Genomic DNA, 11,497 nt, shown 5'->3' with positions numbered 1-11,497 from the left:
CCGCCACAGTCAGCGCCACCGTCGGCTGCCGCCTGTCGCGCCGCGCCGCGCCGCGCCGCGCAGATCGTCGGACGGAACGAACGGCCGCAACAAGCCCACAGGCACCCCATGGCCCATGCTTCGAACGCTTCGAGAACCCTTCGCCGTCAGGCCGCGTCGGCGCGCACGAACGCCTGCGTCACCTCGCCCAGCGACGCCTGCACCCGGTCGACGATGGCCGAGCGGCCGTGGGCCGACAGCACCAGCTCGTGGGTGGCGCGCGTCATCGCCACGTAGAGCAGGCGCGCGGCGTCCTCGAGCGCTTCGCCCTTCATCGGCAGCGCCTGCAGTCCGGCCACCAGCACCAGGCGGAACTCCAGCCCCTTGGCGCTGTGCATCGTCAGCAGCTTGACGCTGGGCCGCACCCAGTCGAAGCGACGGAAGGCCTGCGCGTTCATCGACTGCCAGGGCAGCCGCCGCCGCGCCAGCGCCTGCTCGATCGGCCGCATCAGCGCCTTGGTGCGGCACAGCACCGCGATCTCCTGCGCCGGCGTGCCGGCGGCGATGGCCTCGGCGATGCGCTCAGCCAGCGCCTCGGCCTCGTCGCGCTCGTCGCGCCCCTGCACCAGCACCGGCAGGCGGCCCCGGCGGCCGGCGCTGGCCGGCTGCACCAGCGTCACCTCGTCGTCGTCGCGCGATTCGCCCGCGCCGTCCAGCAGGCTCTGTGCGCAGTGCACCGCCAGCGCCAGCACCTCGGCGGTGTTGCGGTAGTTCATGCGCAGGATGCTGGTGCGGCCGCGCGCCTCGATGCCGACGCTGGCGAAGTGGAAGCGCCGCCGCTTCTTCTGGTAGATCGACTGCGCGTCGTCGTACAGCACCAGCAGGCTGTTGGTGGCCGGGTTCACCAGCCGCACCGCCATGCGCAGCCAGCCGTCCTCGAAATCGTGCGCCTCGTCCACCAGCAGCGCGGTGTACTGCCCACCGGGCACGAAGCCGGTCTCGAGCGCGCGCTCCACGGTGGCCACCAGGCGGCGGAAGTGCTCGTCGCGGTCGGCCACCTGCGGCACGCTGAGCTGGTAGCTGTCGACCATGTCTTTGCACCAGCTGTGGAAGGTGCGCACCTGCACCCGCTCGTCGACGCCGCGGTGTCGCAGCAGCGCGCCGATGCGGTCGGCCAGCGTGCGGTTGAAGCACAGCACCAGCACCGGCTGGTCGGGCCGCGCCGCCGCGGCCAGGTGCTGCGCTCGGCAGATCAGGATCATCGTCTTGCCCGAGCCCGCCGCACCGTGGATCACGCGGTGGCCCTCACCCAGCGTGCGGGCGATCTGCTCCTGCTGCAGGTCCATCACCTGCAGCAGGTCGGGCAGGGCCGGTGGCGCGGCACCTGCAGGCGCCTCGGCGCCGGCCAAGTCCAGCGCCGCCTGCGTGGGCACGCGCAGTTCGGGAAACAGGTGCCAGCGGATGCGGTCGCGCTGCGGCAGCGTCAGCGTGTGCGGGTAGCTCACGGTGAACATGCCCCACAGGCGCCGCTGGAAGTCGCCAGGCTCCACCGAGTCGGCCAGATCGTCCTGCAACAGCACCTGGTGGCCGGGGAACACCGCGTGGAAGTCGGTGCCCGCCACCTCGGCCACCGCGATGTGCGAGAACACGGCGCCCCAGCCGTACGGGAACAGCAGCCTGCCCTGGAACGGGCCGTCGGCATGGGTGAGCGCCGCATCGGCCTTCATCGCATCGACCAGCTCCATCGCATGGTCGCGCGCCTGGCGCAAGGGGTTGGCCTCGACGACACGGCCGCGCGCGGTCTGCAGTTCGACCCGGTCGCGCGAGGCGCTCAGCAGCGTCGGCCGCTTCCAGGCCTTCACCTCGAGCAGCAGCAACCCTTGTCGCGGGCTCAGCACCACGAAATCGGGCTGCCGCGCACGCGGCCCCACCGGCACGTCGTGCCACACCAGGTAGTCGTTGTCCAGGCAGCGCTTGAGCTGGTGCAGCACGCGCCGCTCGCCGGCATTGCAGCGCTGGTCGACGTGGGTCAGGCCTTGGGGGAAGAGGGCCATCGGTAGAAGTTCACTCCACGGTCTTCAGCAGATCGGCGTGGTGCGCGGCGAGGTGGGTGCGCAGCAGTTTGCGCAATGCCTTCCCCTGCACAAGGCACTCGGAGACCACGCCCGGAGTGATCGGGTGACCGGTGTAGTCGTTGGCGTTGCGTTGCTTGCGCAAGGCGTCGAGCACGACCCATACATCATTGCCGACGCCGAGCGTGAGCGGCAGCGACTGGATCACGGTCAAGTGGTGTCCTGGCTCACTGGTTGCGGGCCGGAAGCCGGCGGCCATCATGGCGACCAAGGCGCACTGCATGACGGCCTTGTAGGCAGCGTCGAATCGCGTCTCGTCGCTGATCGACGTCACCCCGGCGTCGGCGAGGTTGCGGTCGATGGCCGCCAACAGCCGTTGCACTTCGGCCGCCGTGGGCGCATGCGACCTAAGCTTTCCGATGCGCAACAAGTTCTGCAAAGTCATCTTCGCCTCCGATCAGCCAGATCCGCGGACCCGACGCCACGCTGCGTGCGAAGCCATCGCCGGCGGCCCAGCGGCGCGTGAAGTCTCGCGGCGCCATCACCGTCGGGTTGACCTCCCGGCCCAGCGCATCCTGCACCGACGCCAAGACACGCGCCAGATCGGCGAACCCGACGGTTCCCAACACCATCACGTCCACATCGCTGCCCGCACGCTCGGTGCCAGCGGCGATGCTGCCGTAGACAAACGCCTGCGCCACCTTGCCGCCCAGTGGCAACAGCGCGTTGCGCAAGACGTCGGCCAGGCCCCCGGTCTTGCGCAGCAGTCCGGCCAGTTCGGCGAACACCGGACTGGCTGGGTTGGCGCGGTAATGCACCTGTCGCCCCACCTCTTGTCGGATCAACAGACCAAGCTCGGCCAGGGCGCGCAGTTCGCGGTGAAGCGAACCCGCCGAGGCACCGGTCAGGCGCGCGAGTTCGCGCACATGCAGCGACGCCTCGGGATGCAGCAGCAGCGCACCAAGCACGGCCGCACGCGTCTGCCCCAACAGATGGTCTGCCATTGACCTCATGTAGCCGATTTTGCTACAAATGCAGCTGTTTTGAGAACATCTCCGCGTTCGAAAGGCATGGTGGCGGAGCAAGTGGCCGGCAAGGCCCTGACGGCCGCACCGCATCCTGGTCGATCACTGGGAAACCGAAGTGGCGCAGATGGACCACCTCCTGGTCACCCGGGACCTGCACTTCTCCCTCAACCTGATGCAGAGCTTCAATGGCGGCATCGTCATCACGACCGGCGGTTCCACCTGCGGCGCCAAACTCAGTTTCGCCGAGGGCAAATTCTGCTGGAACAACGAAGCGCGCTTCGGAGGGCTGCAGTACTGCCGCGAGCATCAGGCGGCGCGCTGAACGCACCCGTCCGACCCCAAGGATCACTCGTCCACCAACGCCGCGCCAGACACGGGCCCCGTCCCCAGTGGCGAAGCAGCAGGGTACTTCCGCGCATTGAGCACCAGCTTGTCGCGCACCGCCTGCGCGATGTCCACGCCGGTGTGGTCGGCCACCTGCACCAGGTACAGCAGCACGTCGGCGATCTCGTGGGCGATGCGCTCGCGGGTGGCGAGGTCGGCGTGGGCCCGGGCCGACTGCTCCGGCGTCATCCACTGGAAGATCTCGGCCAGCTCGGCCGCCTCCACCATCAGCGCGGTCGACAGGTTCTTCGGCGTGTGGAAGGGCTGCCACTGGCGGTCGGCCGCGAACTGACGCAGCGTGGCCTGCAGGATGGCCAGGTCCAGCGGCTCGGGCCCGGGCCGCTCAGCCACCGCGCACCAGCCCCAGCACCTTGCCGGCATCCAGCGTGCGCGCCTTGTCCTGGATCGCCGGCAGGTGCCGGCCGTACAGGCCCTGCGCCTCCTGCGTCATGCGCGCATAGGCATCCTTCAGCACCTGGGCCGACATGACGCGGCCGCCGGCGTAGTAGCGCTTGGCCACGTGGCCCAGTGCATAGGTGGCGGCGAAGCTCATGCCCGTGCTCACCGCCTGGTTGCCCAGACCGCGCAGCAGACCGCCGCCCACCCGGCCGAGCAGCCCGCCCAGCAGCTTGCGCCCGGCCTGCTCGAGGTACTGCGAGGTCAGGCCCACGCCGGCGGTGGCGAGGAAGTCCTTCACGTGGCCGCTGTCCAGCTCGTAGCCATGGGCCTGGCCGATGCGGTACACCAGCTTCATCTGCAGCGGGATGATGGCCATCGTCGACAGCGTCTCCGGCAGCAGTTCGAGCGCGCCGTTCAGGATGGCGGCGTTCAGGATCGCCGAGTCCAGCGCGGCATCGTCCACGGGCGCCGCGGTGGCACCGGCCGTGCTGGCCGCACCGGCCAGTGGCGCCGTGGCCATCGCCTCCGCCTGCTGCGAGAACTGCCCTGTCGACCCCGCGTCCAGCCGCAGCGCGGTGGACAGCTCGGCCAGGAAGGCCTGCTCGGCGGTCGACTGCGCACCGTCGGCGTCGCACACGCAGGCCGCCATCTCGTAGGCCAGCCGCCTGGCGTCGTCGCTCACCAGCTCGGGCAGCACGCTGGCCAGCGACACGCGCTTCATCAGCACGTCCTGGTACAGCGTGGGCAGGTGCAGGCCGTCGGCCTGCGAGAAGCCGTCGGCGATGCGCTTGATCTCGGCGCGCTCGCGCTCGTGCTTGTCGCCATCGGCAAAGGCCGCCAGCAGGCTCACGGTGACGATGGCGCGGGTTTCGTTGGGGGTCATGGTCAGGCTCCAGGTAGGACGACAGTGTCCCTCTGTGTGGCGCGCGGCGCGAAGGTTCCGTGAACGGCCCTCACCGGCGGCCACCGAACACGGGTACGGCGCTTGCATTCGCCACGCCACATCGCCCCGACATCGGAGACCCGCACCATGCTCGTGACCGCCGCCATGCTGGGCGTCATCGCCGAGGCAGGAGACAGCGTGCTGACGCTCGTCGACGGCCTGGACGAGGCCGACTTCGCCCGCAGCCGCCTCACCCGCCACGAGGTGCGGCGCCAGTTGCTGGAGATCGCCGATGCGCTGCAGGCGCTGCCCGAGGCGGCCCACGACGCCATGCCCGAGATCGACTGGCCCGGCTGGCACGGCACCGCGACGGCGCTGTCGCAGGCCGGGCCGTCGGCCGACGACGCCGCCTGGTTCGCGGCACGGTCGATGGTGCCGGCCACGCTGATGTGGCTGCAGGTGTACCGCCGCGCCGAGCCGGATCTGTTCGAGTTCAGGCCGCATTAGCCGCGGACCGCGCTGGCCACCCGCCGGACCACTGCCGCGCCACCGACGTCCGGGATGCGACAAACCCGACACCGCCGCTCGGCCTGGTCGTGCCGCGGCAGGGCCGGTGATCGCCGCGGCGCCACCCATGCCCGCCGCGCGGCCGGGACCGACCAGCCCGCCCCGCGCACCCACTGGCATGGTCCGTGCACGAGACCAGCATCCGTCCCCACCGCAGGAACCCCGCCATGCACCACCCCACCCGCCAAGTCTTCGTGTGCAACCAGCAGCGCCCGCCGGGCCACCCGCGCGGCTCGTGCGCGGCCCGCGGCGCGCCCGCGGTGCTGCAGGCCCTGTGGGGCGAGCTGCAGAAGCGCCAGGCCTTCGAGCAGGTGGGCATCACCTACTCGGGCTGCCTAGGCCCCTGCGAGGGCGGCGTCAACCTGGTCGTGTACCCCGAGAACGTGCTCTACCAGGGCGTGACGGCCGGCGACGTGCCCGAGATCTTCGACCAGCACCTGGTCGGCGGCACGCCGGTGGAGCGCCTGCGCGCCCCGGCCTCCACCTGGTGAGGCCCGCCGCTACGGCAGGTCGAGCTCAGGGTAGCGGCGGAAGATGCCCTGCTCGTTGAAGGGCAGGCGCCGCTCGCTTTTCAGGTAAGCCTTCACCTTGGGCAGCGCGGCGACGCGGTCGTGCAGGTCGACGATCGCGGGCGTGCGCGCCAGCGCCTGCGCGGCCGCCTGCGGGAAGGCGTAGCGCAGGCCCTCGATCAGCTGGAACAGCGACAGGTCGGCGTAGCTGACCTTGCCGCCCACCAGCTGGCGCGAGCCCGCCGGGTTGCGCACCACGATGGTCTCGAACCACTGCAGGTACTTGGGCATGCGCACGCGGCAGAACTCGGTGGCGCGGCGCAGCGCCTCGGGCTTCTGGTCCTCGTAGTACAGGCCCATGCCCACCGGGTGGTGGGTGTCGTGCGCCTCGCTCACCGCGTCGGCGATGGTCAGCTGGATCTGCTGCGTGGCCACCCGCGCGGGCTCGCTGCGGCCCACCAGCTTCAGCGTCGGTCCCAGGTAATGCAGGATGGCCGCCGTCTGCGCGATGACCAGCGGCCCGTCCTTCAGAATGGGCGGCGCGAACGGCGGCAGCGTGGCCTTGCGGTCGGTCAGGTGCCGCTGCAGGGCCGGCACGCCCTGCCCGGACGCCTCCGGCCCGCGCGCCACGTCGATGTAGGGGGCGCCCGCCGCTTCCAGCGCCAGCCGGACGAATTCGCCGCGGCCCTGGATCGTCGGCCAGTAGTGGAGTTCATATGCCATTGGCCGAATGTAGCCTGCACCCCGGGGGCGGACGACGCAGGTCGTCGGCCTGGGGGGCACTCTCAGCGCTTGGCCGGGGCCGGCGGCGCGGGCTTGAACGTGCGACTGATCAGCTGGGCCGCCTCGGGCCCGTCCCACTGCCGCGCGCCCACCACCTTCTCGAGCACGCGGCCCTGCGCGTCGACCAGCACGGTGAGCGGCAGCTTGTCGGCGCCCAGCATGTTCTCCAGCAGCAGCTTCTCGTCGATGAAGTGGCTGATGGTGGCGTTGGTCTGCTTCAGCAGCGCGCGTGCCTTGTCGGGGTAGTCGTCGGTGGAGATGCCGATGACGGTGAAGCGCTCGGGCCGGTCGCTCCAGGCCAGCCGCTCGAGCGAGGCCATCTCCTGCCGGCAGGGGCCGCACCAGCTGGCCCACACGTTGATGATCAGCGGCCGCCCGCGGAAGTCCGACAGGCGTTTGGCCGGCCCGTTCAGGCCCTGCATCGTGGCGTCGCGCAGTACCGCGCCCACCATCACCTCGCCGGGCGTGGCCGCCCGCGCCGCGGGGCCGATGGCGGCGGCGCACAGCAGCGCCACGGCGTGGCGGCGGGTGGGTCGTGCGGTGGCGCAAGGCGGCAGGGCGTTGGCAGTGGGCATGGGGCGGTATCGGCGTGGCGGGGGCAGCACAGGGCGCCAGCGTAACCCAGCCGGCCGCCAACGGCCCGGCCGGCACGGTCGTGCATCCGGTCGCCGGTGCCCTGCGTATGTCGGCCTTGGCGGGTGCCCCGGCGGTCGGGTGCGCTGCGCCGGCCGCACCGCGCCCCGCGGGGTGCCAACACCACATCAACCCTGAGGAACCCGACCATGACCCATCCCTCCGTGCACCGCCGTTGGTGGCCGACGGCCCCGGCCGCCAGCCCCCTGTGCGCCGTCCTGGCGACGCTGGCCCTGCTGGCCGCCGCGCCGGCACAGGCCTCCAGCCACCGGGAGGCGCCGTTCATCACCACCGCGCCCAAGGTCGACGGCACCGACCTCTACCTGTTCAACAGCTACGAGCCCGGCCGCGCCGGCTACGTCACGCTGATCGCCAATTACCAGCCGCTGCAGGCGCCCTACGGCGGGCCCAACTACTTCGCGATGGACCCCAACGCGCTGTACGAGATCCACGTCGACCACAACGGCGACGCGAAGGAAGACCTGACCTTCCAGTTCCGCTTCCAGAACGCGCTGAAGGGCATTTCGCTGCCGATCGACGGCCTGAACGTGCCGATCCCGCTGATCCAGGCCGGCGGCGTCTCGACGCCCAACTCGCCCAGCCTGAACGTCAACGAGCGCTTCACCCTCAACCTGGTGCGTGGCGACCGCCGCACCGGCGCCGTTGCGCCCGTCACCAACGCCGCCAACAGCAGCGCGATGTTCGACAAGCCGGTCGACCACATAGGCGTCAAGACCGTCCCCAACTACGCCACCTACGCAGCGCAACATGTCTACAGCGTCAACATCCCCGGCTGCGCCACGCCGGGCAAGGTGTTCGTCGGCCAGCGCAAGGAGGCGTTCGCGGTGAACCTGGGCGTGATCTTCGACCTGGTCAACGCCCCGGTGTCGGTGATCACCGACCCGGCGCTGATCAACGCCGCGCCCAACACCATCGACGGCGCCAACGTCACCACGCTGGCGCTGGAGGTGCACAAGAGCTGCCTGCTGGCCCCGGGCGCCGCCGACCCGGTGATCGGCGCCTGGACCACCGCCAGCCTGCGCCAGGCCCAGACGCTGCTGCCCGTGCCGCCCAGCGGCCACCAGACGTCGGCCGCCGTCGGCGGCGCCTGGGTGCAGGTGTCGCGGCTGGGCATGCCGCTGGTCAACGAGGTGGTGATCGGCCTGCCCGACAAGGACCGCTTCAACGCGTCGAAGCCCGGCGGCGACGCCCAGTTCATCAACTACGTCACCAACCCCACCCTGCCCAAGCTGCTGGAGATCGCGCTGGCGCTGCCCGGCGTGTCCCCCACCAACTTCCCGCGCAACGACCTCGTCACCACCTTCCTGACCGGCATCCCCGGCGTCAACCGGCCGATCAACGTCACCCCGTCGGAGATGCTGCGGCTGAACACGTCGATCGCCGCGGTGCCCTTCGCGTCGCAGAACCGGCTGGGCATCGTCGGCAGCCTGCTCAGCGGCGGCACCGACTTTGCGGGCTACCCCAACGGCCGCCGGCCCAAGGACGACGTGGTCGACATCTCGCTGGTGGCCATGATGGGCGGCCTGTGCCGCGCCAACGCCGGCAACACGCTGGGCTTCGGTGCCGCCTGCCATCCGGGCGTGGTGCCGCTGGGCGACACCGCCTTCAAGCTGCACGACGCGGTCGACCAGGCGGTGGTGCCGCTGCTGCCGGGCTTCCCGTACCTCTTCACGCCCACCGCGGGCTCCAACTGAGGGACATGGCCATGCACAGGATCCTTTCCACGCTGGCCCTGGCGGCCACGCTCGGGCTGGCCGGCGCGGCCCAGGCCGCGGTCGTCACCTTCGAGCCCGACGACTTCGTGCTGGTGCTCGGCGACGGCGACACCCACTCGGTCGAGGGCTTCGACTTCACCCTGCAAAGCGGCCGCGCCGATGCGTCGTTCTTCGTCTCGGGCCTGCAGGACCCGGCCTACGTGGGCAACGGCAGCCGGACGCTGGTGGCCGCCAACCAGGCCAACCTGCGGGTGGCCACGTCGTCGGGGCAGGGCTTCGACCTGCTGTCGTTCGACCTGGGCGGCAGCTTCGTCGACTTCACCGAGGCCTGGGCCGAGTCGGTCACCGTGATCGGCCACACCGCCGCTGGCGACCTGAGCCTCACCGTCGACCTGCCGGACCTCGCCACGATGGCCACGGTGACGCTGAACTGGCTGGGCCTGAGCTCGTTCGAACTGCGACCCAACGGCACGCCGGTGAACGACTTCGGCCCCGACTTCAGCATCGACAACCTGCGCGTCAACGTGGTGCCCGAGCCGGCCAGCCTGGCTGTGGTGGCGCTGGCCCTGGCGCTGGCCGCCGGGGTCGGTCGACGGGGGGCGCGCCCGCGGTCGGGCTGAGGTGCATCAAGCCCTTCGGCACCCGCGCTGGCGCGCCGGCGCCGAAGGGCGCAAGATGGGCCATGCAAGGAGACCGACCATGACCCCCGACGACACCCCCCGCGAAGGCGAGCTCAGCAAGTTGATCGACGAACAGCTCGAGCTGGCCGCCGCCAAGCTGCCGGCGCTGGAACCCGCCGTGGTGCATCCCTCGCCGGTGGACCACGAGGAGCGACCGGCCCCCCACCCCACCTTCGAGGACGTGATGCTGGGCACCGCCCAGCCCACGCCCGAGATGCTGGAGGAGCTGGCTGCGCTGCAGGCCGCGCCCGAGCTGAGCGAGGAAGAGCTGGCGCGGCAGGCGCTGGCCGATGGCGGGGCGGACGCCGACCCAGGGACGCCGGAATAGTCCGTTAGGGATTAGGGCCCCACCGCACGCGCAGGCGTGCGCGATGTCGCGCGCGCGGTGTCGCGGCTGGACGCTTCGAACGGGTGCCAGGGTTTTCTCGGAGCCCTGTATCTCCGTGCCGGATGGCCCCTCTGTCGGGGCCAAGCCGCAGGGTGGCCGCTCCAACGCGCCGCCAGGTTGCACGAAGTTCGCATGCATCCACACAAGACCCGTCGCGCCCTGCGACGACACGTGGAACCTGGAGGAGCCGTCATGTCCCACCTGTTCACACCCGTCATCTCGTGCCTTGCCGCCGCCTGCCTGGCCGTGCCCATCGGCGCGCTGGCGGCCGACAACACGGCCGTCGCCTGCAGCGTGATGGTCGACTACTCGAAGAACAACGTCCTCGTAGAGCGCTACCTGCGCGACTTCGTGGTCACGCCCGACACGCCCTTCGTCGACGACTTCGGCACCCGGCTGCGGCTGAAGCAGTTCACCGCCACGGTGACCCGCGCGTCGGGCACGGCGGTGGTGTCGTTCGACTACTTCAACGACGTCGGCGTCTTCCATGCCGTCGCCTTCAACGGCAGCCTGAGCGTGCGCGGCGGCGGTGACGCGCAGTCCACATCCGGCAGCCACTCGTTCTTTGCCGCCAACGGCTCGACGGGCCCGGTGGGCGGCGCCCACCTGACGAGCTACACGGTGTCCTGCCGCAAGGCCTGAGGCCGGCGTCGCGGCGGCCGGCCTCGGCGGCCGGCCCCGGCAGGGCCGCCACCCGCGACGGCTGGGCGCCTTGGCCCAGGTGCCAAGGCCCGGGCGCCCGCACGGCGGAACAACCCGGGCATCATCGGGCCCCATGACACGCCCCGCCGATCGCCTTGCGCGCCCACCGGAGCCCGAGGCCAGGGCGCGGCGCAACCCACTGAGCCCGAAGAAGCTGCTGCTCACCAAGTGGACGGCCGCCGCGCCGCGCGACAAGGAAAAGCACTTCGTGGTCGTCCGGGTGGTCGTGCCCGACCCGCCCGCCACGCGCATCGACCAGGTCGAGCTGGAGGCCGTGCACTCGCGGCGGATCGTCGTGCTGCCCTGGCGCGATCTCACCGACGGCCGCCAATGGCGACAAGGCTGGCTCTGACGAAAGCCGGCGCCATGCCGCGCACCCGGCGAGGGCATCACCACCATGTGTACGTGGTGGAACTGTCGGACCGGGTGTGGAACGAAGCCCGCTTCCGCAAGGCCAACCCCGACCACCAGCTGGGCAAGCCCTTCGTCTATGTCGGCATGACCGGGCTCGACCCCGATCTGCGCTTCGACAAGCACAAGGCCGGCATCCAGGCCAATCGCTTCGTCTTCGAGTACGGGCTGCGCCTGCTGCCGGCGCTGTACGAGGTCTACAACCCGATGCCCTACCAGGCCGCCTGCGAGATGGAGGTGGAACTGGCCATCGGCCTGCGCGAGGCGGGGTATGGGGTGTGGCAGGCCTGAACGTCGCGCCGAAAGCGCTGCAAGTCCCGTTCGTGGCACCGACCGAGGCCGA

General features: G+C 70.9%; 16 protein-coding genes. 9 read left to right on the top strand and 7 right to left on the bottom strand.

Annotated features, from left to right (window positions below; all coding sequences use genetic code 11):
- Positions 1–146: 146 nt before the first annotated feature.
- From EOINJALH_RS30325 to EOINJALH_RS30315, 3 genes are read right to left on the bottom strand one after another with little or no spacing between them, the layout of a single operon-like run.
- Positions 147–2,033, bottom strand: a complete 1,887-nt coding sequence (locus tag EOINJALH_RS30325; RefSeq protein WP_088287330.1) for a DEAD/DEAH box helicase — start codon at positions 2,031–2,033, stop codon at positions 147–149.
- Positions 2,034–2,043: 10 nt separating this feature from the next.
- Positions 2,044–2,496: a DNA-binding protein gene (locus EOINJALH_RS30320; RefSeq protein WP_088287328.1), complete on the bottom strand. Its 453-nt coding sequence runs from the start codon at positions 2,494–2,496 to the stop codon at positions 2,044–2,046.
- Positions 2,459–3,055, bottom strand: coding sequence for a MarR family transcriptional regulator (locus EOINJALH_RS30315; protein WP_234414114.1), 597 nt, complete (start codon positions 3,053–3,055; stop codon positions 2,459–2,461). The genes EOINJALH_RS30320 and EOINJALH_RS30315 overlap by 38 nt, the downstream gene beginning before the upstream one ends.
- 148 nt (positions 3,056–3,203) lie before the next feature.
- Here EOINJALH_RS30315 and EOINJALH_RS33095 point away from each other — a divergent pair, with 148 nt between their 5' ends.
- Positions 3,204–3,401: a hypothetical protein gene (locus EOINJALH_RS33095; protein WP_088287324.1), complete on the top strand. Its 198-nt coding sequence runs from the start codon at positions 3,204–3,206 to the stop codon at positions 3,399–3,401.
- A gap of 23 nt (positions 3,402–3,424) precedes the next feature.
- On the opposite strand, the gene EOINJALH_RS30305 is transcribed toward EOINJALH_RS33095, so the two are convergent.
- Together EOINJALH_RS30305 and EOINJALH_RS30300 are read right to left on the bottom strand one after the other, a co-directional pair.
- Positions 3,425–3,814: a nucleotide pyrophosphohydrolase gene (locus EOINJALH_RS30305; protein WP_310732363.1), complete on the bottom strand. Its 390-nt coding sequence runs from the start codon at positions 3,812–3,814 to the stop codon at positions 3,425–3,427.
- Entirely contained in the window at positions 3,807–4,745 is a 939-nt protein-coding gene (locus EOINJALH_RS30300; protein WP_088287321.1) for a TerB family tellurite resistance protein, read from the bottom strand. The genes EOINJALH_RS30305 and EOINJALH_RS30300 overlap by 8 nt, the downstream gene beginning before the upstream one ends.
- A gap of 147 nt (positions 4,746–4,892) precedes the next feature.
- Here EOINJALH_RS30300 and EOINJALH_RS30295 point away from each other — a divergent pair, with 147 nt between their 5' ends.
- Positions 4,893–5,252, top strand: coding sequence for a hypothetical protein (locus EOINJALH_RS30295; protein ID WP_088287319.1), 360 nt, complete (start codon positions 4,893–4,895; stop codon positions 5,250–5,252).
- A 227-nt stretch (positions 5,253–5,479) separates the two neighbouring features.
- A complete protein-coding gene (locus EOINJALH_RS30290; protein WP_088287317.1) occupies positions 5,480–5,803 on the top strand; it encodes a ferredoxin in 324 nt (107 codons plus the stop codon).
- 9 nt (positions 5,804–5,812) lie between these two features.
- Here the strand turns inward: EOINJALH_RS30290 and EOINJALH_RS30285 are convergent, their stop codons facing one another.
- Complete coding sequence (locus EOINJALH_RS30285) at positions 5,813–6,544, bottom strand: glutathione S-transferase (protein WP_088287315.1); 732 nt, start codon at positions 6,542–6,544, stop codon at positions 5,813–5,815.
- 62 nt (positions 6,545–6,606) lie between these two features.
- Positions 6,607–7,179 carry a TlpA disulfide reductase family protein gene (locus tag EOINJALH_RS30280; RefSeq protein WP_088287313.1) on the bottom strand — a complete coding sequence of 191 codons (573 nt, stop codon included), beginning with the start codon at positions 7,177–7,179 and terminating at the stop codon, positions 6,607–6,609.
- A gap of 207 nt (positions 7,180–7,386) precedes the next feature.
- Here EOINJALH_RS30280 and EOINJALH_RS30275 point away from each other — a divergent pair, with 207 nt between their 5' ends.
- The 6 genes from EOINJALH_RS30275 (at position 7,387) to EOINJALH_RS30250 (ending at position 11,445) form a co-directional block, all read left to right on the top strand.
- Entirely contained in the window at positions 7,387–8,952 is a 1,566-nt protein-coding gene (locus tag EOINJALH_RS30275; protein ID WP_088287311.1) for a DUF4331 domain-containing protein, read from the top strand.
- An 11-nt stretch (positions 8,953–8,963) separates the two neighbouring features.
- Complete coding sequence (locus tag EOINJALH_RS30270) at positions 8,964–9,593, top strand: hypothetical protein (RefSeq protein ID WP_144290229.1); 630 nt, start codon at positions 8,964–8,966, stop codon at positions 9,591–9,593.
- Between the two features lie 79 nt (positions 9,594–9,672).
- The gene (locus EOINJALH_RS30265) at positions 9,673–9,981 is read left to right on the top strand and encodes a hypothetical protein (protein ID WP_088287307.1); all 309 of its coding nucleotides are present in this window, start codon (positions 9,673–9,675) and stop codon (positions 9,979–9,981) included.
- 252 nt (positions 9,982–10,233) lie between these two features.
- Positions 10,234–10,683 (top strand): hypothetical protein, encoded by a 450-nt coding sequence (locus EOINJALH_RS30260; RefSeq protein ID WP_088287305.1) that lies wholly within the window; start codon positions 10,234–10,236, stop codon positions 10,681–10,683.
- 133 nt (positions 10,684–10,816) lie between these two features.
- The gene (locus EOINJALH_RS30255; RefSeq protein ID WP_088287303.1) at positions 10,817–11,095 is read left to right on the top strand and encodes a TIGR02450 family Trp-rich protein; all 279 of its coding nucleotides are present in this window, start codon (positions 10,817–10,819) and stop codon (positions 11,093–11,095) included.
- Between the two features lie 14 nt (positions 11,096–11,109).
- Positions 11,110–11,445: a hypothetical protein gene (locus tag EOINJALH_RS30250; RefSeq protein WP_088287301.1), complete on the top strand. Its 336-nt coding sequence runs from the start codon at positions 11,110–11,112 to the stop codon at positions 11,443–11,445.
- Positions 11,446–11,497: the final 52 nt, after the last annotated feature.

This window comes from Ideonella sp. A 288, from assembly GCF_002198735.1.
Classification (GTDB): domain Bacteria; phylum Pseudomonadota; class Gammaproteobacteria; order Burkholderiales; family Burkholderiaceae_C; genus Pseudaquabacterium.
The sequence above is the reverse complement of the archived record's forward strand: the minus strand, read 5'-3'. Positions and strand labels throughout refer to the sequence as shown.